This is a genomic window from Nostoc sp. MG11 (assembly GCF_014904695.1).
Lineage (GTDB): Bacteria > Cyanobacteriota > Cyanobacteriia > Cyanobacteriales > Nostocaceae > Komarekiella.
On sequence record NZ_JACXXN010000014.1, the window covers coordinates 146,256 to 170,900 of the forward strand.

Sequence of the window (24,645 nt, forward strand, 5' to 3'; positions counted from 1 at the left end):
AAAAAGCCATCACTCTCAACTTAGCATTTATGCTTGAAAGTGATTGCCTTCTTATAAAATCGTCAATATACTATCTCTATTTACCTAGATAGGCTTCTAGAACCTTCGGATTGGTCTGAATTTCTGCTGGTGTACCGTCAGCCAAGTTCTGTCCTTCGGCAAGTACCCAAATGCGATCGCACAAGGACATAATGACATCCATATTGTGTTCAATAATCAGAAAAGTCATACCGTCAATTCGGTTCCAAGCGATAATGCGATCGCATATATCATCAATTAGTCTTGGATTCACGCCGGCTGCTGGTTCATCTAACAAAATTAACTTCGGATTAGTCATCAACGCCCGTCCTATTTCCAGTAGTTTGCGTTGTCCACCAGACAAACTACCAGCATAATCTTGTGCCTTTTTTGCCAAACCCACAGATTCCAACAAGAACATAGCCCGTTCTCGTAACTGCTTTTCTTCTCTAGCAACAGTATGCGGTTGCAACTGCATTTGCCAAAAGTTTTCACCAGTTTGTTTTTGCGCCGCCAGCAGCATATTTTCTAACACCGACAACCGGGAGAGAGTCCGGGCTACCTGAAAGGTACGTACTACACCCTGCTGGGCGATTTGGTATGTTTGCAAGTTGTGAATCGGTTCACCGTCAAAAATCACTCGTCCTTTATCTGGTCGAATGAAGTTCGAGAGTAAATTAAATAAAGTAGTTTTACCAGCACCATTGGGGCCAATCAAGCCTGTGATACTGCCTTTAGTAACTTCAATTTTTGCGTCATTGACTGCCTTGATACCACCAAAGCTTTTACAAAGTCCAGTGGCTACTAGTAGGGGAAGTTGAGATGATTGGTTATTTACCAAGGGTAAGTTCCTCCTTTTTCCCTAAGATACCTTGAGGACGCCAAATCATCAGTACCATCAAAATTAAACCAATGACCATGATGCGAAATGCGCCCAGACGTGCTTCATCAAGGGGAATAAATCTTGGCAAGACTTCCCGCGTGATGGCATCGTAAGCAAAGTAAATCACCGCGCCTAATATAGTACCGACATTATTACCAGAACCGCCTAAAATCACCATAATCCAAGTGTCAAAGGTGAGCTGCGGTTGAAAATTATCAGGGTAAATGGCGCTGATTTGCCAAGCAAAAAAAGCACCAGCGATACCTGCGATCGCACCACCTAGCATGAGAGATTGTAGTTTATACCAAAAGACATTTTTGCCCAATGCTTTGGGAATTTCTTCATCTTCGCGGATGGCTTTGAGAACTCGACCCCAAGGCGATCGCACCAAAATTTCTAACCGCCAAAATACAAATGCTAAAATTAGCAGTAACAATAGCATTAAACCCGCTTTTGGGGTGTAGTTATACAGTGATATTACCCCAGAAATATAAATCGCTCCTACCAAGAACGCGAACAAAATTCCTACTACCAAACGTGATAATAATTCTTGCTTGCTAGCTGTCTTTTTAGCTGAATCAGCAACCCTGGATATTTGAGCAGTCCGAATCCACCGCCATAAGGTAAAGAAAGTTACAGCAGCTAGTAGCGTTAAAAACGCAATCATCACAAATCTGAAAAACAAATTTGGTTCTGTAGATAATGGTATGGGATAACTTTGCACGCCAAATGCCCCAGATGTCCAAGTGTTACCCACAGGTAAATCCTGATTATTCACTACCAAACGAATTAGTTCCCCAACACCGATAGTGACAATTGCTAGGTAATCTTCTCGCAAGCGCAAAGTAGCAAAACCAATTACCAAGCCCAACAAAGCTGCGACAATCGCCCCCGCTACAGCCGATATTAGTAGGGGAACACCCTTTAAGCTCAATAACACGGTTGTATATGCTCCGAGGGTCATAAAAGCAATGTGACCGAAGTTAATTAACCCCGTAAAGCCCCACTGCAAGTTAAGTCCTAGACCGAATAGAGCAAAAATTGCTGTAGAAATTGCTAAGAAGATGAGATATTCAACCATATAAATTTAGTTATTTGTTATTTGTCCTCTCTTACAAAGTTCTGATGCCTTCTCTACGAGAGGCGGGCTGCGCCAACGGATAGCGCAGCGTTAGCGACGTAGGAGCGTCGGAAGCCTCCGCTCAGACTTTGCGCTTTGTCATTTGTTATTGATCAAGGGTCAGTATTTATTATCCCTCTGCTCCCCTGCCCCTCTGCCCCCCTGCTCACTCCTGGGCGAATAAATTTTAGCTTAGCTTGAGGATAGTACTGTATCGCCGTTAAACCTTAGCGATTTTGTGGGAATACTATTTATTGTTGGTGTTGGGTTGTAAATAATAATTGACGTATGAATTTGCTGCGACTTAGGATGCATCACTTAATCGAGCAGTTAGCCGATGAAGATTTGCAAACCATTTGGAGTGTTCTCGAAGCTTTACATTGTGACTTTTATATGCTGAAAGCCATACAACAAGTCAAGCGATCGCAGCAACCGTGGGACATCTTAACCCATGATGAAGCGATACGACTGTTAATGTTTTTCTGAATAGGAAGCGCTTTTAGTCAGCACTATTTTTTAAGGTAACGCCTAGTGAGTCTGGAAGTGCGCTATGCCAGGTCTTTTTTGCTAGACCTAAAAAATTTAGAACCTGCTGCCTACGAGCGGGTGTATGATTTTGTATTTGTCGAGTTTGCTCAAAACTGTCAGATGCATTGCCTACAAGAACTGCGAAAGCTTGATAGTGAGGGGATTTTCCACCGCTTTACTCTAGATAATTATCTGATTGGTATAGAAATTAGAGGCGAAATTGTGAAATTTCTGCGTGTCATCCCTATGCCAGATGTTTAGGTTGGAGAGTTAAGCGAACACTTAAAACTGTAAACTGTATAAGGCTAGGCAGGGATCGCTATAACCTTACATTAAACTGGTTTTTGGAAAACACTTTACTTGAGATTTCCCTATGGATGCTAGGGCACTTTGGCAACGATACCAAAATTGGTTATATTTCCACGAGGGATTGGGACTGTATCTAGATGTAAGTCGGATGCGGTTCGATGATACCTTTGTGGAGTCGTTGCGGCCGAAGTTTGACAAGGCGTTTGCGGATATGGCGGAACTTGAGAAGGGTGCGATCGCAAATCCCGACGAGAACCGCATGGTTGGACATTATTGGCTGCGAAACCTTGATTTAGCGCCAACTCCAGAGCTTACACAAGAAATTGTCCAAACCCTAGAACAAATCGAAGCCTTTGCTGAAAAAGTCCAAACAGGTGCTATTCATCCTCCTAGGGCAAGCCGTTTCACCGATATTATTTCTATTGGCATTGGTGGTTCCGCTCTTGGGCCCCAATTCGTCGCTGAAGCCCTTGCCCCTGATTTCCCGCCCCTGAAAATTCACTTTATCGACAATGCTGATCCCGCAGGTATTGATCGCGTTCTGACTCATTTGCGAAATAACCTCTCCAGCACCTTGGTATTGGTGATTTCCAAATCTGGAGGAACACCGGAACCCCGTATCGGCATGATTGAAGTTAAAAAAGCCTACGCGGGGCAAAATTTGGACTTTTCTCACTATGCGATAGCTATTACCAGCGTTGATAGCAACCTAGATAAGATAGCCAAATCTGAAGGTTGGCTAGCCAGATTTCCCATGTATGACTGGGTAGGAGGACGCACTTCAGAAATGTCTGCTGTGGGGTTAGTACCAGCGGCATTACAGGGAATTGATGTTCGTGCCATGCTAGATGGCGCAAAAGAAATGGATGATGCTACCCGCATCCCAGATGTGAAAAAGAACCCAGCGGCCTTATTAGCCTTGTCTTGGTACTTTGCCGGCAATGGACGGGGTGAAAAAGATATGGTTGTCCTACCTTACAAGGACAGCTTATTTTTATTCAGTCGCTATTTGCAACAGCTGGTGATGGAATCCTTGGGTAAGGAAAAAGACTTAGACGGCAACGTAGTCCATCAAGGCATCGCCGTTTATGGTAACAAAGGCTCAACAGACCAACACGCTTACGTGCAGCAGTTGCGTGAAGGTGTGGCGAATTTCTTTGCTACCTTTGTTGAAGTTTTAGAAGATCATAAAGGCCCATCCCCTGAAATAGATCCGGGAGTCACTTCAGGCGATTATCTTTCCGGTTTTCTTCAAGGAACCAGACAAGCACTTTTTGAAAATCACCGTGATTCAATCACAGTCACCATTCCCCAAGTTAACCCCCGAACTGTAGGGGCATTAATTGCCTTGTATGAGCGTGCTGTTGGTTTGTATGCTAGCTTAGTCAACGTCAACGCCTACCATCAACCAGGGGTAGAAGCTGGCAAAAAAGCTGCCGCTGTTATTCTCGACTTGCAAACACGAGTGGTGACAGTACTACAAAAAGAAAAAACTGCTCTTTCCATTACCGACCTGGCCGACAAAGCTGGCGCATCTGACCAAATTGAGGCAATTTATAAGATTTTGCGTCATCTGCACGCCAATCAGCGGGGTGTGGTTTTGCAAGGCGATTTGGGACAACCCAGTAGTTTGACTGTTTCTGCTAGCTAATAAGCATAAGTTTTACATCACAGTTGAATTTCAGTATTGTTGCTAATGCAACGATTTTGTATGGTTAAGCATCCTTATTTGAAGTGCGAACTTCGGTACTAGGATGCTTAACTGTTTTTATCTTTCGCCAAAGTTAATTTCTCAACTAATTCAGCCTTGAGTTTCTGAAAGTAATTAGCAGCATCTCTCAGACCTGAAGCTTTAGCATAGCGAATCAAAGGTTCTATTAACCAAGCTTCTGTGGGAGTCATTTGGGGTTTTAGTGTGCCGAGGCGCAAATTCAAGTCCAGCCATTGCAAACTAGAAGGAATATGGTCAGCGTGTTCTTGACAGGTTTCAATAACTTGGGTAAAAATTACCTCAAAATCTTCTTGCAAATCATAGACTTTTACCATTTGCCCAACCCGAAATACTTGATAGACTAATTCACGCATTCGGATTTCATGAGAAGATTCTAGAATGTCTTTGACTGTTAAGACTTTAAAATTGCCTCCCGAATCAATCGCCCAAATTTGTCCCAGCAAATTACAGACGAGATTTACTAATGCCTTATCAAATTCCAGGCGAGTAGCGGAACTGGTGGGAGCCTCTTCAAACCAGCCTCCTCTTGCAACCAAAATCTGACAGCAGCGTTCCCTAGTGTTAGCATCTCCCCCAGCAATTTGAGTTCGTCCTTTTGACCCTGGTCGATAAATGGTTTCAGACCCGCTTCCTTCGCGTAGTCCAGTTTGGATTGTTATCCCACGCAGGAATCGACAGACTATTTGAGGCATTGTAGAAGGCCAAAGGTCTGGTAAACGACCAAAAAGTGTGGCTTCTTCGATTTTTTCAATGAAAATTTGTCGGAACCGCTGAAAATAGATGCCATTAGAACAGAAGACAAACAAGGGAAATGATGTGACTGGCTGCAATAGCTTTTCTTGTTCTTCAATCAGCACTAATAATTCTACAAGGGTGGTAATTACGTTTAAGAGTTGGTCAGGATTGGGACAGACAAGAACTACTTCTGGTAAAAAACCAGACCGATAGCAAGTGAGTAGGTCGGGTTTGAGGATTGAATCTGTGGGGATAGATTGGATTCCTTGAGGTGTGGCGATCGCAATTTTACCACTCTGTCTCAAGGAGGAAGCACTAACAGACCCTCGTCGTTCTATAAAATAAACGTAATCATCTATCTGCGTTAGCTGTTTTGTTAAATGATAGAAAAAACCGACTCCTAACGCTCCAGTTGGTAAGATTCCTATACTGTTTGAAATTAAGGAACTCATACCTCAATTCTCTGTGAGTTCGGCAAGCACTTGACAAGCCTTACCTAAATCGGAAACTTTGACCATTAGGCGCATATTTTCACCAGGCTGGACATTACTTCCGTAGATGTATTCAATATTAATTTTGGCAGCCGCCAGAGCATGACTCAACAGAGCTAGTTGACCGGGATTATCTGTTAATTCAATGGCTAAAACATCTGCTTCAATCACGTAGAATCCCTCTTTCACCAAAAGGGTTTTACAGTTAGTAGGATCGCTAGCCACCAAACGAATAACACCCTGGTCTATGCTGTCGAGTAGGGAAATTGCCTCAATATTAATTCGCTCTTTGGCAATCGTAGTGCTGACGGCAGCTAGGCGACCGGGGTAGTTTTCCAGTGCTACTGTCAGTTGACGTTGGATTTTAAAGTGCATACATAAAAGAAGGCTTTGACCTATGGTCTTGTTTAATTATCTCACTTTGCTGTCATCTTAGTTAGAGACAGCGATCGCTTTTACCTTCCCGTAAAATAAAGCTAAGGCAGCATTAACAGATAGGTCAATTATTATGTCTGAATCAACCGCAAAACAACCCGCACGTCGAGGTCGAATTTTCCCTGAACGCACTTTACCACCAGAAGAACTTGCTAGACTCAAAGGCTGAAGATGATGTATTTTATCGGCGTTGTCGGGCAATTTTTGAGCGTGTGCGTCCCGATTTGATCAAAGAACACTATGGCTGGTATATTGCTGTGGAGCCGGATAGTGGTGATTATTTGATTGATGTTGATAAAATGCAAGCTCATAAAAAAGCACTAGAGAAGTACTCAGATATTAGACATTGTGTATTCTGCTTGAATGAGACGGGAACGACTGGCACAATATGATTCTGGGTAACTTTGGGGATAATGGGCAATATTGTACTATTTTAAATTGATAGGTAAGTCGCGTAGAAAGTAAAAGCGATCGCTCTTTTTATCTCGTCCTAAGTAGCCTGTTAAGGGTGAAGAAAGCTCAATCATAATTTCGTACAGTTCTTTAGGTGTCAATGACTGTGGTGGATTGTCGTAAATGTATGCTATGTGAAGGGAATCAACTCCGACATTTCGATCATCTGTTTTTTCTAGATGCTTTTTGACAAGCTGGATAATGTGCGATCGCAACTTAATTTCTCTCTCAGCTTTATCAATATATTCATCAATTTTATAGTCAATTTGCCCAGGTTCTAGATATTGCTGCAATTCGACTAAATTAATAGCACCTGGATATTTTGCTTTAAATTCAACGAGCTTTTGCAAGGTCATAGCTTTAATAATACTGATTTTAGATATTACAGCGGATTCTTGAAGTTGTTTAGTCGGTTGACCTGGGCCAATAATCAACCGAACTGCCATCATATAATTTTCCTTAAGATGCCTCTTGCCAATCCTATCTAATTCCTCTACAGCCCGGTCAGGAATGCTTTTACCAGCTTTACATTCGCAAACAAGAGGATAAGGTTGTGAGCAAAATAAGTCTAAGCCACCAGCACCACCTTTGTAGTCCTCTTCAACCTTAAATCCTAAAAAATTAAGGCTGCGGCGTGCGATGTTTTCAAAATCTGTACCAGCTTGGTAGTTGCTTTTTTTCTCGTCTAACTCTATGCTGCGATCGCCCAATTTTGCAATATTATTTATCCAGACTAAATCTGGATCGGGTTGCTTAATCAGTTTGTCACTACTCCAACCCAAAAAGACTTTGATATCGTGGTCTAATTGTTTAGCTGCTGCTTTGGTAAGCGATGCGATCGCACTCTGTAATTCTTCTAATTCAGGATGTAGCGGTGGCTGTAGTTTTTCTAATTGATGTTTGCGTTGGGCGAAGGTGCGATCGTTTAAAACTGGTAAGTTATCAGATACCCTAAGCGAATAAGGTAAACCTACAAACTGACTCTGAGAATTCACTAATATTTCTACTGGCTGAGACAACAAATAAACGTGTAAATGAGCAACAAATATGTGCTTCCGTTGCAGCAGGATTTGTTCTAATGCTTTTGTTGTCCAAACAGTTAATTCTGACAAAGCCTTTAAAGATTGAGAGCTATTTAGGATTTGGCACAATTCACACTTACCCCAAGCTTTAATCCAGACTGTTTCAGAACCTATTTGAGTAGAAACTTTTTGGGTATCTGTTAAGAGATATGACTTGTAGTATTGTTCATCGTGTAACAAGTTTATTGAGCTAATAGATGGATAGAGAGCAAACGAACGCCCTGGATGGATAAATGTCCGGGGTATGACTGCCATCATTCGACCCTGTAGCAAAGCTTCAACCTCTGGAGAAGGTAGACATAAAGCAGTGTCGAGCAAAATTAAATTGCTCATAAACCGAGTTTAATAAGTAAATTATCGAGCATAGCATCTACTTCTTTAGTTACATTTTGATGATTTGGTATAGACTGAGTTTCAGCAATACATTCTTCGTCAATTAAGCCGCTGGGAATCTGACCAGATGGATCGCTTAAAATTTCACGTATTAAATAATTATCAATTGCAATTTTTTTATGATCAATAAACTGATAAATTTCTCCTTCAGTTACTTCATAGTCTTTATAAGCTTGTTTAACAAACAGGATAGCTAAAAGAGGCTTAATATCCTCAACATTAAGCTTTACAAATTCTCCTCCTAACTCTTTAGACAAGAGTTTATCCAAATACTCTCTTCCTTTAGTATTAGGTTTTACCTCTTTGGCACGAACTAAACACCCACGAGTCATATCAAACATTTTATAATCGATTAATCTTTTCAAAGCAGCACTTACAAATTTAGTGGTAGATTCCTGCACAACTGCAACTACTATTTTGACAACTCTTCCCTCTTCCTGACCAATAATTCTAAAGTTGAGGTAGCCTTTGTCTACACTTTTGACTATAACTTCCTTAACCTCATCCAGTTTTACTCTTTCTACAGTTTTACCTTTAAGTGTTAGTAAACAAAGACGTATAGCATTAGCTATAATATTACTATCTTCAAAGTAATTTTCTATTGTGTTATCAAGTGCTGCAAGTTCTTTATTGAAGGCTGTTTCAACTTTATGTAGTGGATCTGGTGGCTGTGGTGGATCACCGGGCAAATTCCAGTTATCTGCACACCACTGTAGAACTCTTCTAACTATTGGTTTTTCTTTACCAAGTTCTCTCAATCCACCTTCGTCAAAAGGATATATAGGATGAGGTGGAGTTAAATTCTTTATGTCATAAAACTCTTTCAACCAGTGGGAAACAAGAGTAACTACATCATCACTGTTAAGATGTTTTAAATCAATTTTTCTTTCACTAATTCTGTCAATGACCGAATCTGCTTGTGGTACAACTTTAACTTGTTGCGCCCAAGTTTCATCGAACATAGCTAGAATTAAAACTCCGCGTTTAATTTTGCTATATATGTCTTTAGCAAAGAGAGCAACAACCTGCGCTCTTGTAAAACCTTGCTCATTACAATTGAGACTTTCTAACTCATCAAAGCAGGTAACTACTGTTCTGTAATCACCAATTAAGTCTAGAATTTGGCATATAGTCTGGAATGCTTCGGCTTCTTTATCATCTTCACTAGGATTTGGTAATCCCATAACGTCAGCTTGTGACTGTGCTAAGTTTCTGCCGGCAAGCCAGTTAATTGCAAATGAAACTTTATCTGAAGATAGTGTCCATAGGATAGCCTGAATCAAATAAGGATTTTCAATGTTTGGCTTGAGTTTAAGGACTTTGGCAGTCAAGGCATCAACTATCTTAGGATGTTGAGCTAAAACCCCAGGAAATCGTTTGATTAAATCTTGAGGGGTATAGCTTGACTTGTATACCTCGTTAACTAAAGTAGTTGCCATCTCTTGCCATTGCATTACACCTTGATTACCAGTCTGTTTTAAGCTAGATGTTAAAGTGTTTAGAAATTTAGAATGTATTTTGTTTAAGTCACCATAGTCAACCTCACTCATATAGACAAAAAAACTATCACCTTCATACTGAAGACGGCAACGAATTCGACTCATCAAGTGACTTTTTCCTAGTCCTTTCTCAGCTTTGATAGTTATACCAATAACTGAACGTTTCCCTGCGCGGATTTGCTCTATTGCCTGAAAAATAGCATTTGATGCATGAGCATTTATAGAAGGAACATCGGGAAAACTTTGATTCCAGATATCATGACTTCTAACTACTAATGACCTGTCAAATGGGTTATGACTTGTAATAGCTTTGTTGAGATCTGAAGATGAAGATAAAGAACTAATCATGATTGTGCATCTACTGAAAATAATGAGGAACAAAGTAAAGTGGAAAAAACTGAGTAACTTAGTTTATGAATTGAGGCGTTTAGCATAACAGCGTAATCCACTAACTTTAGTAGTAATGGAATCTTCAATCTTGTCTGGAGCACTATCTTCTATGCTTCCACCTTGAAGTTGCAAAATGTCCTTCTCCTGAATTTCTAACAGCCATGTGTTAAACTCTTCACGGCTAACCCGATCGCCTATTTCTCTCCTGATACGATAAATTGGCACTAGGTTATCTAAGTTGTAGTTTTGGTTCAACTTATCGTAAACTTCCAGCGCCACTGATTTAAACTCGTCGTAAGATGCGATCGCCCCACCTTTAACCCCATTAACTGGGACATCTGCACTAGTTACCGCAACATCTATCTGACTAATCCACTTCACCAATGCATTCGCTGCCCGAGTTCCGACAATCGTTCCTTCAAACTTAAAATCACCACTTCTCAAACCTTCACTTAATACTTCTAAACCCTTGGGAGATGTCAGAGAGTATCCTTTTTTGGTGATTGCGATCGCCCCCTGTTCCTGTAATTCCTCGAGTATACTTTGATAATCTGCTACCTTCTTGGTCTTGGATACAATGCGTTTGGTGAGTTGACCTTTCATTACTTCCTGCTGCGTTCCTCCCAAATCCCATAAAGCCAAAAGCAGACGAGTTCTAGTTTGGGCTGCGTTTTTTGATGCCATATTGAGTGTATTTTTTGACATAAATAGTCATATTGACTGTTTCTTTTTAAGATATTTAGCTTTAAAAAATAACCGCAAAATTGCTGAATGTTGGTACGTTTCTCCTAACATTTCTTCATAAAAAACAGAGGACACTGTAAATTTAGTGTCTTTTATGTAAACAAAATTAAACAAATTAGTGAGAGTCTATTTCAATTCCATAGCATTCCAAGTGTCAGACAAGAAACGGGCATAAAATTTATGCAAACTGTCAATTACTCAAGAGTATTGTTACTTAATTAGTAAATATGTTTCTTTGGGAGGAAAACAGTTTATCTCAAAGGCAGGATGGAAAACTTAAAAAATTCGCTCATCATGACACTGAAACCAAAAAGCTGTGTTGTTGTCAATTAAGCAGTGTATGTTCTTTTAGTTCCAGCCAAAATAGCAGTGATTCCAACTCTGTATTTGCAACAGCAAGGCTTTTAGAAAACACAGGTGATGACGAAATACGATGAACACAATATTATATAGAGAACGTAAAATAGTTTCGCGTCTACTGGCAGTGCTGCTTTCGGCATTGCTAACAGTGCCTTTGCTGAGTAGCTGCGGAGGAGGTTCCCGAACTGCTACGCCGCCGCCACCTGTTGACGACACCATTGGCAGAAATGTGAGTAATCGTGTTCCTGTAAACCAACCCGAAGCGAAAAAGGGCTTGTCTACAGGCCAGAAAGTGGCAATTTTGGCGGGAGCCGCAGGACTTTACTACCTCTACAACCAACATAAGAATTCTCAAGCAGAAGGAGCAGAGGGCAAATACTACCTTTCTAAGAACGGGCGTGTATACTACCGCGATGCTGAACACCGCGCTCATTGGGTAACTCCACCACGAGAAGGCATTCGAGTTCCAGAATCCGAGGCACAAAAGTATCGGGACTTCCAAGGTTATAACGGGCGTTCCACAGGTCGCGATCTAAGTGGCATAACTTCAAGCGCAGCGCCAGCACTTTAGATAAGTAAAGCGTGTGTGTAAATGCAAAGCGACTTCCCAGAGGATAACGCCGATCGCGCACGTGGAACACATGAAATTAAATCAGGTGATCAATCATGGTAGATGACTTTTTGCGAAAGGCGAAGGATTTTCTCTTGGGGTCGAACGGCGATCAAGCTGAGCGAGATGCCGAATATCGTGATCGCCAGGTACGTCCAGCTAGCGAAGACCCCTACGGTGATCCAGCAGACCAGGGAGCTTATGGTGACCTCACACCAGCCAGCGAAGACCCTTACGGTGATCCAGCAGACCAGGGAGCTTATGGCGATATTCGCCCAGCCAGCGAAGACCCCTACGGCGACCCAGCAGACCAGGAGTATGGCAATGTTCGCCCCGCTAGCGAAGACCCCTACGGCGACCCGGCTGATCAGGATTACCGCCGTTAACGCAGAACTAATATGGTTTTGATGGGGGATAAATTGTGGAATAGCAAACAAGGCAGTAGAATTTGCAACTACTGCCTTTTGTTTTTGCTGAATGAATTGAGGTTGCCCAAAATTCAAATGTTGCTACTCAAAATTTCCTGCGCTCGGTTTATATTTTTACGCACAGATTGAGCCGAAGTCTGCAAAGCTGCTTTTTCCCCATCAGTGAGATGCAATTGCAATACACTCTCAATTCCACCACATCCCAAGCGACAGGGAACGCCAATCACAATGTCTGCTAATTCGTATTCACCTTGCAGATACGCTGCCACAGGCAACAACCGCGATTGATTTAGCAAAATCGATTCCACCATCACACTTGTGGCGGATGCTGGCGCAAAAAAAGCACCACCTGTCTGCATCAATTCCACAATTTCTGCACCACCGTTACGGGTTCTCTCTACCAACCGTTCAATTGTGGCTGCATCTAATAATTCTGTGATGGGAATGCCGTTGACAGTAGCATAACGAGATAAGGGAACCATCAAATCGCCGTGGCTACCCAATACCATCGCCTTGACATCGGCAGGCAAAACGCCCAATTCTAGGGCAATGAAGGTCTCAAAGCGAGCCGAGTCTAACACGCCAGCCATGCCCATAATGCGATCGCGTGGTAAACCAGTTGTTTGCCAAGCTAGATAAGTCATCACATCCAAGGGATTGGTAACGACAATAAAAATGGCATTAGGAGAGTGAGCGATCGCTTGCTTCGCTGCTTCCACTACAATCTTGGCATTGGTTTTCAGCAAGTCATCCCGACTCATACCTGGCTTGCGAGGAAGTCCGGCAGTAATCACCACAATTTGAGAACCAGATGTATCAGCATAGTTATTTGTGCCGATAATCTGGCGATTATGTAGTTCAATTCCCTTAGCTTCAGTCAAATCTAAAGCTAGTCCTTGAGGCATTCCCTCGACGATATCCAGTAAAACTACATCTGCCAGGTTTTTCTCAGCAATGCGTTGGGCTAGGGTGCTACCAACTCTACCAGCACCAACGATGGTGACACGAGGTAAATTACACACAATTGGGGAGGCAGAAGAAGACATAATTGAGGTGTAGAGTGCGATCTGTATGAAACCTGCGAAAGCAGGTTTTGTTTCTGTAGCTTCAGATTGAAGTAGGAAAGCGTCTTGTTAAGCTAATGCACTTTTAAGTTGCACATTTTCTTATGTATGTATCTCTCCAAGGAAGCAAGCTACAAAGCAGCGTCAACTATAGGAGAAGGTCATCAACAGTCAAGGGCCAAGGAGCAGTAGACTTTTGACTCTTGTACAGACGCGATTAATCACGTCTCTACTCTTGACTCTTGACAGCCATAATGCATAATTACACAAACTAAATAAGTAACAGCTTATTTAAATTCTTCGAGTTGATCTAGACGTAACCAAACGTTTGGTGTTGGCACTTTCCCGAACTTAACAAGAGCGTAATCACCTTTGACATCGACAATTTCACCTTTAGTATCAAACAAATAGGAAGGAAAGCGTGTATCACTAGCTTTTGCTTCCAGACTGTTTTCCAGTTTTTCGCGGATAGCGCGAACCATATCTCCTCTTTTGACTGCCATGAGTTCCCCCTCAAGTTTGTAACTTGTTTTATTCAGGATTTTAGCTTGCGCTCAGGGACAAAGACACAAAGTAATTAGAAGAGGGGAAAATGGGGAAACAAAACTAACGCTGACACTGGGGGCAAAAGTGACTGGATCGTCCTGCTAACCTAATCCGCACAATTGCTGTATCGCAAACTCGACAGGGTTCTCCAGCGCGGTTATAAACCCAGGCAACACCGCCATAGTTGCCATTTGTACCCTTAACACTGAGGAAATTACTAAAAGTCGTGCCACCAGCCTCAATACTGGTTTCTAATACCTGAATAATGGCTGTTCGCAAACGCTCAATTTGCTTTAACTGCAAATCTGTACATAGAGTTTCGGGTAACACTTCACTCCTGAATAGTGCTTCATCGGCATAAATGTTACCTAATCCCGCCACCACCGACTGATCAAGTAGCGCAGTCTTAATCGGACGGCGGCGGTTTTGGAGTTTGAGAGCTAGATACTCGACGGTGAATTCAGGTGAAAATGGGTCTGCTGCTAGTTTTGCTAAACCAGTAATGATACTTTCTACAGCAATACCAGGCGGAACCCACCACATTTGACCGAATGTACGCTGGTCAACGAAGCGCAATTCTTGGTGATCTCCAAAAAATAATCTGACCCGCGTGTGTTTGTGTAATGGTTCATCTCGATGCAACCACAGTAGTTGACCAGTCATTCGCAGATGAACCCCTAGCCAACCTGCAAAGAGGGAGGGAGAGAGTTCGGCTAGAAGATATTTGCCACGACGATGCCAGGTGGTAATGGCACTCCCTTTAATTCCAGCAACAAATTCACCGACAGAAAACGGGTAGGCGATGGTGCGATCAAGCAACACATCTCCACCCGTAATTTCTTGGTTAAGGGTCAATTGATTTAGACCCCGCCGGACTGTTTCAACTTCAGGCAATTCAGGCATTCAAGCTGATTAAGCAAGCAATTTGATATTTTTGGGGTAAAAGATATGGGGAAGTATGTAGACCTCCGTAAGCAACTTACCGTACTACCAAAGATAAACCGTAAATCCCCACAGGGCAGCTTTATTAGAGTAGGGTAGGCTGGGATGAAGGATGAAATAACTGAAGTTTATACTTCATATTCCATACTTCATACTCCCCTTTATCATCCCATTAAATAATCACCTTATGACTTTGCTGCTTCTTTTTTCGGCTTAGCCTTCGGTGCTTCAACTTCTACTAATTCATCTTGGGCGAAGTTATTGGTATTGATGCCAGCGTAATTTAGCTTCTCAAACCGGACAATTACTGGGTATTTGATACCGCTTTGGTCAATAGAAGCCACGGTTCCGACATCCTGAAACCAGTAGGATTCTGGGCGGAGAATACGTACTTTAGAACCACGTTGAACCATGAGTATTTTCCCTTTTAATTATCAATCGCCAATATCTAGGGCTAATTGATTTCACTCTACAACCTGAAGGTATCAGCAAGAGGTTTTATTAAGTTATTTGTCTGACTGGTCAAGGGTCAAGGGTCAAGAGTTATAAACTCTCCCTACTTCTCTCTCAAATGTCAAATATAAAAAACTATTAGATACACCTTGACAGAGTACATACAATCGTGTAACTTCGACGCAAATAGTACTTTTACTCAATATTATGCTTTGCTCAATACAAACACACTTCCCTCATTACCTCTGCCAATCCGCAGATTGTTATCTATATAAGTAATATCTAACCAGCCCTGTTGTTTATCGCTGTTCAAGGCGGCATCAATAGCCGGAAATTTTTTACCATTTTCAATTTCTTGGATAAAAGTCGCCGGAGAATTGTATCCTATTAAACGTTGTAATCCGATAATAGACCGCTCGAATTTCACTTGGACGCGACGACCTGAAACTGGCTCAAATTTAGCAGCAACGCTGACTAATCCTTCAAGGTAGGGCAAGCCATAAATCTCAGCTATGTTGTAGACGGTGGTAGTCTCTACCCGGATACACTGGTAAATTTGACCAAGTTTGCACAAAGGTATGCGATCTAGGTTTAACAAACCCTTGCTAGTGGTGTATAGTAATCGCCAATCGCCATCTAGCAAATTGCTAGCTTCCACTGGACGTGGTGTAGGGTTGAGGTCTTCTAAATTGGCGATCGCTGTTAAGATAGCTTGTTTCTGTTGCTCAGTCGCCAGTAATCCGCGATTTGTTCCAGCGATCGCATCTATAAGAGCCGTTTTTCCAATCATTGTTTTTCACCTTAAAAATCATTCACTTTCAATTAGCATGAACAAGATATTAATGTCTCCTGTATAGAGCCGTACAAATCACTAAAAACCGCCATCCGTTTGGCATACGGCTATTAAATAAAAAATTTCTATCCTATTGCGGATTTCTAAACTAACCAGTTGAATGAATAACTAAATTAGCCCGTATCAAGTGATAGACTCTAAATGTCAAGTTACCTAAACCTTTTGGTCAACCTTTTCCTGTCTTCGTCGATATGCTGAATTCTCCATTACGTGAAGAACCCCGTAACCAGCGAGCTGCTGTAATTCCATTAAAACAAGAGTCCTCTATCTTGGATTGGTTGCAATCCGGCGGTCGTCTTATATCGCGCGACGTTCACGAACCGGATTTTCTAGATGACGAAGAAGAAATAGAGTCGCTAATGAGTGTAGAAGATGGTATTGGCGACTATGATCTTGATGATGATGACGATATAGGTATCGCTGAAGATTAGCCTTTTCAGTCTGGGGACTTGGTGGTATCCCTAGTTCCTGGTATTCAGTTTTGTAAGTGTGGAGTGAAGGGAAATTTCTGTGGACGCTAAATTATCTCCTGAGCAAGGATTAAACATTTCTGGGATCGCTCTAGCCTCTTTATTAGCCGTAGGTCTGGGTGTTGCAGCGTTTTTTTTGGATGCGATGGCAAATAGGGTGCCCTGGCAACTCACCTCATTAACCCTACCACTATTATTATGTGCGCTGGGAGCTGGTGTTGTTGGCTATTGGGTAATACCCTTACTACAAGCGCTCAAAACGGGGCAAATAATCCGCGAAGATGGCCCCCAAGCCCATCTAAAAAAAGCAGGTACACCAACGATGGGTGGTATATTTTTTATACCCGTGGCTGTGATAGCTGCCTGTATAATGTCTAACTTTGCTACAGAAGTACTTGCCGTCTCCGCATTAACACTTAGCTACGGATTTATCGGCTGGATAGATGATTGGCAAATTCTGCGCCGTAAGTCAAATAAAGGTATATCTCCTGGGATGAAACTAGCTTTGCAAATCGGTTTTGCAGCGATGTTTTGTCTATGGCTGATGTTTAATCAACCTTATAATATTACAAATATTGCCTTGCCTTGGGTAAGTTTTTCGCTTCCATTAGGGTTACTATTCTGGCCTTTGGCAGGGTTTGTCTTGGTTGCAGAAAGTAATGCGACTAATTTAACTGATGGTATTGATGGTTTAGCAGCAGGAACAGTAGCGATCGCTTTACTAGCACTAGGGGCCTTAATTGCACCTACCTCACCTGGATTGATGGTGTTTTGTGCTGCTTTAAGTGGCGGTTGCTTAGGTTTCTTAGCTCACAATCGTAACCCGGCCCGTGTTTTCATGGGTGATACTGGTTCTCTGGCGCTGGGAGGCGCTTTAGCTGCTGTAGCACTATTGACCAATAGCTTAGTAGCGCTGTTCATTCTCAGCGGTATCTTTTTTGTAGAAACCCTTTCCGTGATGGCGCAGGTAAGTTACTATAAAGCCACAAAGGGCCCCGATGGTAAAGGCAAGCGTCTTTTCAAAATGGCCCCCTTACACCATCATTTAGAACTTACTGGCTGGTCAGAATTACAAGTAGTTTCCGTATTTTATATAATCGCTGCTATTTTGGCTGTCATCTGTTTAGCGATCGCTCCATTCTAAAAATTGTTGAAAAACTAATTTAAGAAAAAGAACCCTCCAAGCTTCGAGGGTTCTTTTTTTGGAATTGAATAATCCCAATAAAGTTCAGTTGAGCAACAAAACCCTCATGTAGAGAAGCGATTCATCGCGTCTGAAAGACCAATTTTCTACGCCAATAATCCTTAAATGAACTGGATTGGTGCGGATGAATTACAACATAAAGGCGATCACTTATGGGTTTAAAATCAAAAATAGAGCGATAGGCTTCACAACACTATCATTCCACCTCAGAACAAGGAACGTCGAGCTTGAAACAAGGCTGGTATGAAATTAGAGTTTTAAAACAACCTTTGAGTGCCGAAGAAGCGTCTACACTCGTGTATGTACAATCGTCAGATATCAAACAACGCATCCTACTCACTATCCTCGTCTTGAAATTCTTTGATTTTGGTATATAAACTAGTAACTGTTTCTTCAGCAAATAGTTTTTCTTTAAGTTGCAAATAGTCGCCTTTACCTAGTTTACAGGTTGCCCAAAATTTCATTACTTTTGATGGTTCTAAGTGGGTGAGTAAAACCTGCATTACTTCCTGTAAATTCTCTTGTTCATTAATCACTTTAATTTTCATTTGCTTTGAATTTTACTGTTCTGAGATGGGGCGATGCCTGCGGCGGGCTTCGCCTACGCGCAAATCTGCTAAATTTTTACGACAGCCAGCAGTATATTGGTGATTTAACCCTAACCCTCGCTCAAAAATTTCCAAAGCTTGCATTAACAAAGGTTCAGCTTCGCTATCTCTTCCTTGGGATTCGTAGATTCCCGCCAGGTTAGCGAGGCTAACTGCAATATCTGGATGTTGCTCTTGAATTAATGACAATGTAAATTCAGGATTTGGGTAATATCGCCTGTGGTCAAATTACCGCCTACTTGTACATTAGACTTCTTGCAAAAGTCAGGGTAAAGGTCAAGGGGTAAAGGGAAAAGGGACTTACAACCCTTCCCCTTTAACCTTTACCCTTTTCCCCAAGGTGCAAAAATATATTTTTGCAAGAGATCTATTCCGCAGAATGCTTTGGAGAATTTCTTCTGGGCTGCGATGTTCGCTAATGCTTTTAAGCCTTAAAATTCACATTACCCAGGTTGATCTATTTCCGCATTTGACTTACTAAATGAGCCAGTTCGGGCAAAATCAGCTTTTCCATACCTAATCGCACAGCACTACTGGAACCAGGAACAGAGAAAATTAATTTATTTTGATAAACACCAGCGACAGCGCGAGAGGCGATCGCGCGTGAACCAATTTCTTGATAACTTAAAAAGCGAAACAACTCTCCAAATCCGGGCAAGGTTTTTTCTAGTAAGTTCTCAATAGCATCGTAGGTGGTATCTCTGGGTGCAATACCTGTACCACCATTGAAAATTACAGCATCCAAATTCGAGCTTTTACCCAGCTGTTCTATCTGCCCTTGGATTTGTGTTGGTTCATCTTTAATAATGGTGTAGGCTCCTACAGCATGGTTAGTGCCAAGGATTAATTGCTGGATTAGCTGACCACTCTTGTCTGTTTCTGGGGAGCGTGTATCGCTGACGGTAACAACAGCACAAATTACCGTAATTCCAGGCGAGTCTGGGTGGGGTTGTTGCGTCATGGTTTTTGTTATTTATTCAGTGGTCAGTTATTCTTTATATGCCACTGACCACTAACTAGTTACCGCTTTTAAGTTTTGCTGAGTCCAAGACCGTTTTCATTGGCGTACCGTTCCATGAAGCGCATAAAGCGATCCCATTCTTCGGCGGATTTCATCAGGTAAAGTGCTTCTAATGCTTCTGGTCTACCGTTGACAAACTTACCCTTAACTTCGCGGGTAATTAATTCCCCTTCTTCATCAATCATGTACATCCCTGTGATGTCTTCGGTGCTGCCTTGTCCTAAAATATTAGGATTTGTAAAAATAAACGTCGCTGTGCCACTGTCGCCAGTACGCGATCGCGTCAAGCGCACCTCTGGAATTACTTCTTCGTCAATACCTCTAGAAAATTGGATTTTCGCCATGATGGATATATTTAAACTTTTGTGATGGTTAATTTAATATTCTCTCATCATTTAGAACGCCACGGTCTAGAGACTAAGGATATTCATTTTTTACGTATTTATATTTAAATTGCTTCGCGCTCAAGTAACAAAGTTACCGGGCCGTCATTTTCAATTGTAACTTGCATCATTGCACCAAATTGACCTGTTTCTACGTGCAAACCACTAGCTTGCAACTTGATAACAAAGCCATTATACAAATATAAAGCTAATTGCGGGCTGGCTGAGCGGTCAAAAGAAGGACGGCGACCTTTGCGACAGTCACCGTAAAGTGTAAACTGACTTACTACAAGTAACTCGCCGCCAATTTCTTGCACAGATTTTTGCCAGCGATCGTCTCCTTTTTCATCGGGAAACAGTCGCAATTCTAAACACTTACGCGCCATCCAATCAAGTTCAGCATCAGTATCGGTATCGGCAATACCGACGAGCAAGTTTAGCCCTCGGCCAATTTTGCCAACAATTTCGCCGTTAATAGTAACTTGAGATGATTTAACTCGCTGGATGATCACGCGCATAACGATCAGTTTCAATTCTAGGGCGATCGCATTTTAAAACTAATTAAAAGCTCCGCCTTCATCAAAGCAGATGGCGGAGCAGAAATGCATTTCCGTAGAATTTAGAAATGAGTATAAAGGATTACTATCGCTAATAACTATTTCCCAAAACCTTTACCGCGATCGCTAGAAGGTAGACAAATGCAGTTTTCCAACTGAGTAATTAAAGTCTCACGATCCAGATTTTGACCAATCAGCACGATTTGGTTTTTCGGTTTACCTTGCCACTCTTCATCATCTAAGGTGAAGCGTTTGCCACAAAGGTGAAAAATATGACGCTTCGGACTTTCATCAAACCACATAATCCCCTTGGCACGGAAGATACTGGAGGATAGCTGGTTATCTAAGAAATATTGAAACTTCCTAATAGAAAAAGGCTTATCACTTTGAAAAGATATGGAAGTGAAGCCATCATTTTCTAAATGATCGGAATGATGGTGATGATGGTCATGTTCATGATCGTGATGGTCATGACCACATGTTGAGTGATCATGGTCGTGGTCATGATCATGATGCTCGTGCTTCTCTTCTTCAGTGTCAAAATACTTGTCAGACTCAAACAAACCAACACTGAGAATTAAGGGAAGTGGTATTTGCGATCGCGTGGTGCGAAGAATTCTCGCTCCTTCCTTGACTTCGTTAATTTTTCCTTCTAACTCTTGCAAAGTGGCTTCATCAACCAAATCTGCCTTGTTCAGCAAAATTACATCACCGTATGCAATTTGACTGTATGCTGCTTCAGAGTTGAATAAATCTAGGCTGTAATTTGCCGCGTCTACTACAGTAATAATCGAATCCAAACGAGTTAAATCCCGTAATTCTGTACCCAGAAATGTCAGAGCAACTGGCAGCGGATCTGCAAGTCCAGTTGTTTCTACTACCAGGTAATCTAGATTCTCTTGGCGTTCTAAAACCTTGTAAACGGCATCTACCAAATCATTATTAATGGTGCAGCAAATACAACCATTATTTAGCTCCACCATGTTCTCACCAGTGGAGACAATTAGCTCGTTGTCAATGCCAATTTCACCAAATTCATTGACTAAAACAGCAGTTTTTAAACCCTGCTGATTGTTGAGAATATGATTGAGTAACGTCGTTTTGCCACTACCAAGAAACCCAGTAATAATTGTGACTGGCATTCCTTGTTTTGGGGCATCCATTGCTTGAGATTCGGGAGTTACTGCTGATTGCATAGCGCTGTTATCAAAAAAGTCAAAATATTAGGTGTAGCGCAGATAGTCCAGAAAACACTAGCATAGGGATGCTGGACTGTCATCCCAGATGCTTTACTTTATTATTGCGTATCTCCCTATTTTCAGTATTACTCTGTTATGACCCTAACTCTTTACAATACCCTCAGCCGTCGTCAGGAACCGTTTGAAACAGTCGAACCAGGCAAGGTTAAGATGTATTACTGCGGCGTGACGGTTTACGACTACTGCCATTTGGGTCATGCTAGAGCTTGCATTGTTTGGGATGTCGTACGTCGATACCTCCAGTTTATCGGTTATGAAGTCCGCTATATCCAAAATTTTACTGATATTGATGATAAAATTCTCAACCGAGCGCGGCAAGAACATTCATCGATGGAGGCTGTAGCCGATCGCTTTATCAAAGCATATTTTGAGGATATGGCACGGCTGGAGATTAAAGAAGCTGATGAGTATCCCCGTGCTACTCACACGATGAATGGCATTCAGCGGCTAATTCATGATTTGGAAAATAAAGGCTTTGCTTATCCCTCCGACGGCGACGTTTATTATGCCGTGCGGCAGTTTTCTGAGTATGGCAAACTTTCCGGGCGCAGATTAGAAGACATGCAAGCTGGTGCCAGTGGGCGAGTAGACGTAGATGACCCAGAGTATCAAAGGAAGAGAGACAAAGTTGATTTTGCTTTGTGGAAAGCAGCAAGACCAGGTGAACCCGCTTGGGAATCACCTTGGGGTGCAGGTCGTCCAGGATGGCACATTGAATGCTCAGCAATGGTGCGCGATCGCTTGGGTGATACCATAGACATTCATACAGGCGGAGAAGATTTAATTTTTCCCCACCATGAAAATGAAATTGCTCAATCTGAGGCTGTGACAGGAAAACCCCTAGCTCGTTACTGGTTACATAACGGCATGGTGAAGGTAGATGGTAATAAAATGTCCAAATCTTTGGGCAACTTTACCACCATTCGCGACTTATTAGATCGAGGAGTTGAGCCAATGGCGGTGCGGTTATTTGTGCTGATGGCGCAATATCGTACACCAATTGATTTTACCGATGAAGCGATCGCAGATAAGACGAACGCTTGGCACACACTCAAAGAAGGCTTACTTTTCGGCTACGAATATGGTAAAAAACTAGGCTGGGGACTAGGGACTGGGGCGATTCCAGTATCCAATCTATATATTAAACGTTTCCAAGAAGCTGTGAATGACGACTTTAATTTTCCCGGTGGGTTAACAGTGTTATTTGAATTAGCGAAACAACTGCACCGTGAGGGAAATATTCTCGTGCATCAGGGGAAAACCGAAATACCAGCAGATGAGTTAAAAATACACTGGCAAACACTCGTCACTTTAGCAAAAGTTTTAGGTTTAGAAGCAAAACCAGAAGTCCAAACTTCTGCGAATAATGGTTTAAGCGATGCGGAAATTGAAGATTTAATTGAACAACGGCAAGCAGCGAGAAAAGCTAGAAATTTTGCTGAAGCTGATCGTATTCGTAATCAATTGCAAGCACAAGGGATTAACTTAATTGATAGTGCTGATGGTACTCGCTTCGTTAAAACTAAGAATTCTTAATTTTTAATTTAATTATGTGGTCTGAACTTACAAAAGCGATCGCTAGTTTCGATATTCCTGCTGACTGGATCGGTATCAGAGCTGTAAAGGAAACTTCTACTAACCGTAATGTTCGTGATAGTTTACCCCAGTCTAACGGCAAATCTTTCACTGTCGGAGCCATGCTAGAAGTTCTAGTCAATGGCTGTCTGGGTTATGCAGCTACTAACTCTCTAGAACTCTCGTCCCTGGAAGCCGCTGCCCAAACAGCGTATAAACAGGCACTAGCAGCCAGGGAATGGTGGATACATCCCTTCCGTCAAAGTGAGCGGCCTAAAGTCGTTGGTGAATATCACTCTCCATTCCTAGAGCCATTGGATGCTCTAAGTCCTGGCGAAATCAACGATTTACTGGTTCGCGTTTGCCAAAAATTGAAAGTTGACGACAAGATTGTGCAAACCACCGCCAGCGCCAGTACCACTGAAAGAGAGTCATGGTTTGTCAGCAGTAACGGCTCCGAGGTGTATCAAAAAGTTTTATCTCTAGGTACTCACTACGGCGCTACTGCCCAAGATGGGGCAAGTGTACAACAGCGCACCAATAACGGCTGGCAGGCAAATTGTTACCAAGGCGGACTAGAACTTTTAAAACAAGAAGACTTATGGCATCGAGTGCAGCAAGTTGGTGAACAAGCATTAGAACTGTTGACAGCAGAAGAATGCCCAACCATGCCTACCAATTTAGTTTTAGCCCCAGATCAAATGATGCTGCAAATCCATGAAAGTGTCGGGCATCCTCTAGAAATTGACCGAATCTTGGGAGATGAACGTAACTATGCTGGGGGTAGCTTTGTCAACAAAAGTGATTTTGGCAACCTAGTATATGGTTCGCCGCTGATGAACATTACTTTTGACCCTACCGTAGATGGCGAATTTGCCAGTTACGGCTTTGATGATACAGGTGTTGTAGCAACACGAGAGTATTTGATCAAAGAAGGTGTACTTCAGCGGGGTTTAGGCTCTTTAGAGAGTCAAGCAAGAGCAGGTGTACCTGGGGTTGCTTGTGCCCGCGCTTCTTCATGGAATCGACCAGCTATTGATCGCATGGCTAACTTAAACTTAGAGCCAGGGAATGCCAGCTTTAATGAAATTGTCGCCGGGATAGAACACGGTGTTTACATGGAATCCAATCGGTCTTGGTCAATTGACGATCGCCGTTATAAATTCCAATTTGGTTGTGAATACGCCAAATTAATTGAAAACGGTAAACTTACCAAAACCCTCCGTAATCCCAATTATCGCGCAACAACACCAGAGTTTTGGCGCAGTTTAATCCAAGTAGGAGATGCCTCTAACTGGCAAATGTATGGTACTGCTTACTGTGGTAAAGGAGAACCAAATCAGGCAATTTGGGTAGGACATGGTTCACCCGTTTGTGTATTTGCTAACGTTGAAGTTTTTGGCGGAGGAAGTTGAGATAGTCATTAGTCAAGAGTAGAGACGCGATTAATCGCGTCTGTACAAGGGTCAAGGGTCAAAAGTTATTTTCTCCCCTCTGCCC

At 42.2% G+C, this 24,645-nt stretch carries 27 protein-coding genes and 1 pseudogene; 10 read left to right on the plus strand and 18 right to left on the minus strand.

Annotation, left to right across the window (positions count from 1 at the left end; translation table 11 throughout):
* Nucleotides 1–76: 76 nt before the first annotated feature.
* Both HCR01_RS20185 and HCR01_RS20190 read right to left on the minus strand, forming a co-directional pair.
* Nucleotides 77–859, minus strand: a complete 783-nt coding sequence (locus HCR01_RS20185; RefSeq protein WP_193197879.1) for an ABC transporter ATP-binding protein — start codon at nt 857–859, stop codon at nt 77–79.
* Nucleotides 849–1,982 (minus strand): branched-chain amino acid ABC transporter permease, encoded by a 1,134-nt coding sequence (locus tag HCR01_RS20190; protein ID WP_193197880.1) that lies wholly within the window; start codon nt 1,980–1,982, stop codon nt 849–851. The genes HCR01_RS20185 and HCR01_RS20190 overlap by 11 nt, the downstream gene beginning before the upstream one ends.
* Before the next feature lie 327 nt (nt 1,983–2,309).
* Between HCR01_RS20190 and HCR01_RS20195 the strand changes: the two genes are divergently transcribed.
* The 3 genes from HCR01_RS20195 to HCR01_RS20205 all read left to right on the plus strand — a co-directional run bounded on the left by HCR01_RS20195 (nt 2,310) and on the right by HCR01_RS20205 (nt 4,509).
* Nucleotides 2,310–2,507 carry a hypothetical protein gene (locus HCR01_RS20195; protein WP_162396960.1) on the plus strand — a complete coding sequence of 66 codons (198 nt, stop codon included), beginning with the start codon at nt 2,310–2,312 and terminating at the stop codon, nt 2,505–2,507.
* A gap of 45 nt (nt 2,508–2,552) precedes the next feature.
* On the plus strand, nt 2,553–2,810 hold the full coding sequence (locus HCR01_RS20200) for a cytotoxic translational repressor of toxin-antitoxin stability system (protein WP_193197881.1): 258 nt from the start codon (nt 2,553–2,555) through the stop codon (nt 2,808–2,810).
* A gap of 112 nt (nt 2,811–2,922) precedes the next feature.
* On the plus strand, nt 2,923–4,509 hold the full coding sequence (locus HCR01_RS20205; protein WP_193197882.1) for a glucose-6-phosphate isomerase: 1,587 nt from the start codon (nt 2,923–2,925) through the stop codon (nt 4,507–4,509).
* Between the two features lie 107 nt (nt 4,510–4,616).
* Here the strand turns inward: HCR01_RS20205 and HCR01_RS20210 are convergent, their stop codons facing one another.
* Nucleotides 4,617–5,777 carry a hypothetical protein gene (locus tag HCR01_RS20210; RefSeq protein ID WP_193197883.1) on the minus strand — a complete coding sequence of 387 codons (1,161 nt, stop codon included), beginning with the start codon at nt 5,775–5,777 and terminating at the stop codon, nt 4,617–4,619.
* A 3-nt stretch (nt 5,778–5,780) separates the two neighbouring features.
* Entirely contained in the window at nt 5,781–6,191 is a 411-nt protein-coding gene (locus tag HCR01_RS20215; RefSeq protein ID WP_162396964.1) for an amino acid-binding protein, read from the minus strand.
* A 133-nt stretch (nt 6,192–6,324) separates the two neighbouring features.
* Here HCR01_RS20215 and HCR01_RS20220 point away from each other — a divergent pair.
* Nucleotides 6,325–6,643, plus strand: a pseudogene (locus tag HCR01_RS20220) (hypothetical protein).
* Between the two features lie 36 nt (nt 6,644–6,679).
* On the opposite strand, the gene HCR01_RS20225 reads toward HCR01_RS20220, so the two are convergent.
* The 3 genes from HCR01_RS20225 to HCR01_RS20235 form a co-directional block, all read right to left on the minus strand.
* Nucleotides 6,680–8,119 (minus strand): DUF1802 family protein, encoded by a 1,440-nt coding sequence (locus HCR01_RS20225; RefSeq protein ID WP_193197884.1) that lies wholly within the window; start codon nt 8,117–8,119, stop codon nt 6,680–6,682.
* A complete protein-coding gene (locus HCR01_RS20230) occupies nt 8,116–10,026 on the minus strand; it encodes a hypothetical protein (RefSeq protein ID WP_193197885.1) in 1,911 nt (636 codons plus the stop codon). Before HCR01_RS20230 ends, HCR01_RS20225 begins: the two co-directional genes overlap by 4 nt.
* Nucleotides 10,027–10,089: 63 nt before the next feature.
* A complete protein-coding gene (locus HCR01_RS20235; protein ID WP_193197886.1) occupies nt 10,090–10,752 on the minus strand; it encodes a hypothetical protein in 663 nt (220 codons plus the stop codon).
* A gap of 493 nt (nt 10,753–11,245) precedes the next feature.
* Between HCR01_RS20235 and HCR01_RS20240 the strand changes: the two genes are divergently transcribed.
* Both HCR01_RS20240 and HCR01_RS20245 read left to right on the plus strand, forming a co-directional pair.
* Nucleotides 11,246–11,743, plus strand: a complete 498-nt coding sequence (locus HCR01_RS20240) for a hypothetical protein (protein WP_193197887.1) — start codon at nt 11,246–11,248, stop codon at nt 11,741–11,743.
* Between the two features lie 95 nt (nt 11,744–11,838).
* Nucleotides 11,839–12,168: a translation initiation factor gene (locus HCR01_RS20245; RefSeq protein WP_193197888.1), complete on the plus strand. Its 330-nt coding sequence runs from the start codon at nt 11,839–11,841 to the stop codon at nt 12,166–12,168.
* Between the two features lie 113 nt (nt 12,169–12,281).
* Here the strand turns inward: HCR01_RS20245 and mdh are convergent, their stop codons facing one another.
* From mdh to HCR01_RS20270, 5 genes are all read right to left on the minus strand, one after another.
* Nucleotides 12,282–13,256 (minus strand): malate dehydrogenase, encoded by a 975-nt coding sequence (gene mdh, locus HCR01_RS20250; protein ID WP_193197889.1) that lies wholly within the window; start codon nt 13,254–13,256, stop codon nt 12,282–12,284.
* Nucleotides 13,257–13,561: 305 nt separating this feature from the next.
* Nucleotides 13,562–13,777 carry an NAD(P)H-quinone oxidoreductase subunit O gene (locus HCR01_RS20255; protein ID WP_193197890.1) on the minus strand — a complete coding sequence of 72 codons (216 nt, stop codon included), beginning with the start codon at nt 13,775–13,777 and terminating at the stop codon, nt 13,562–13,564.
* A gap of 103 nt (nt 13,778–13,880) precedes the next feature.
* On the minus strand, nt 13,881–14,723 hold the full coding sequence (locus tag HCR01_RS20260; RefSeq protein ID WP_193197891.1) for a DNA-formamidopyrimidine glycosylase: 843 nt from the start codon (nt 14,721–14,723) through the stop codon (nt 13,881–13,883).
* A 224-nt stretch (nt 14,724–14,947) separates the two neighbouring features.
* Nucleotides 14,948–15,175 (minus strand): photosystem I reaction center subunit IV, encoded by a 228-nt coding sequence (locus HCR01_RS20265; RefSeq protein WP_193197892.1) that lies wholly within the window; start codon nt 15,173–15,175, stop codon nt 14,948–14,950.
* A gap of 245 nt (nt 15,176–15,420) precedes the next feature.
* Nucleotides 15,421–16,005 (minus strand): PAP/fibrillin family protein, encoded by a 585-nt coding sequence (locus HCR01_RS20270; protein WP_193197893.1) that lies wholly within the window; start codon nt 16,003–16,005, stop codon nt 15,421–15,423.
* Between the two features lie 254 nt (nt 16,006–16,259).
* Here HCR01_RS20270 and HCR01_RS20275 point away from each other — a divergent pair, with 254 nt between their 5' ends.
* Complete coding sequence (locus HCR01_RS20275) at nt 16,260–16,499, plus strand: DUF3134 domain-containing protein (protein WP_162396977.1); 240 nt, start codon at nt 16,260–16,262, stop codon at nt 16,497–16,499.
* Between the two features lie 79 nt (nt 16,500–16,578).
* Nucleotides 16,579–17,682 (plus strand): phospho-N-acetylmuramoyl-pentapeptide-transferase, encoded by a 1,104-nt coding sequence (gene mraY, locus HCR01_RS20280; RefSeq protein WP_193197894.1) that lies wholly within the window; start codon nt 16,579–16,581, stop codon nt 17,680–17,682.
* Between the two features lie 392 nt (nt 17,683–18,074).
* Here the strand turns inward: mraY and HCR01_RS20285 are convergent, their stop codons facing one another.
* The 6 genes from HCR01_RS20285 to HCR01_RS20310 form a co-directional block, all read right to left on the minus strand.
* Nucleotides 18,075–18,290 carry a hypothetical protein gene (locus HCR01_RS20285; RefSeq protein ID WP_193197895.1) on the minus strand — a complete coding sequence of 72 codons (216 nt, stop codon included), beginning with the start codon at nt 18,288–18,290 and terminating at the stop codon, nt 18,075–18,077.
* A 12-nt stretch (nt 18,291–18,302) separates the two neighbouring features.
* On the minus strand, nt 18,303–18,539 hold the full coding sequence (locus HCR01_RS20290) for a tetratricopeptide repeat protein (RefSeq protein WP_193197896.1): 237 nt from the start codon (nt 18,537–18,539) through the stop codon (nt 18,303–18,305).
* 268 nt (nt 18,540–18,807) lie between these two features.
* Nucleotides 18,808–19,311, minus strand: coding sequence for a molybdenum cofactor biosynthesis protein B (locus HCR01_RS20295; protein ID WP_193197897.1), 504 nt, complete (start codon nt 19,309–19,311; stop codon nt 18,808–18,810).
* Between the two features lie 68 nt (nt 19,312–19,379).
* Entirely contained in the window at nt 19,380–19,715 is a 336-nt protein-coding gene (gene psb28 / locus HCR01_RS20300) for a photosystem II reaction center protein Psb28 (RefSeq protein ID WP_162396980.1), read from the minus strand.
* A gap of 104 nt (nt 19,716–19,819) precedes the next feature.
* A complete protein-coding gene (gene dtd / locus HCR01_RS20305) occupies nt 19,820–20,272 on the minus strand; it encodes a D-aminoacyl-tRNA deacylase (protein WP_193197898.1) in 453 nt (150 codons plus the stop codon).
* Between the two features lie 137 nt (nt 20,273–20,409).
* A complete protein-coding gene (locus HCR01_RS20310; RefSeq protein WP_193197899.1) occupies nt 20,410–21,507 on the minus strand; it encodes a CobW family GTP-binding protein in 1,098 nt (365 codons plus the stop codon).
* 138 nt (nt 21,508–21,645) lie between these two features.
* Between HCR01_RS20310 and cysS the strand changes: the two genes are divergently transcribed.
* Nucleotides 21,646–23,106 (plus strand): cysteine--tRNA ligase, encoded by a 1,461-nt coding sequence (gene cysS, locus HCR01_RS20315; protein ID WP_193197900.1) that lies wholly within the window; start codon nt 21,646–21,648, stop codon nt 23,104–23,106.
* Between the two features lie 14 nt (nt 23,107–23,120).
* Nucleotides 23,121–24,560, plus strand: coding sequence for a TldD/PmbA family protein (locus HCR01_RS20320; RefSeq protein WP_193197901.1), 1,440 nt, complete (start codon nt 23,121–23,123; stop codon nt 24,558–24,560).
* The last annotated feature ends 85 nt before the right edge of the window (nt 24,561–24,645 follow it).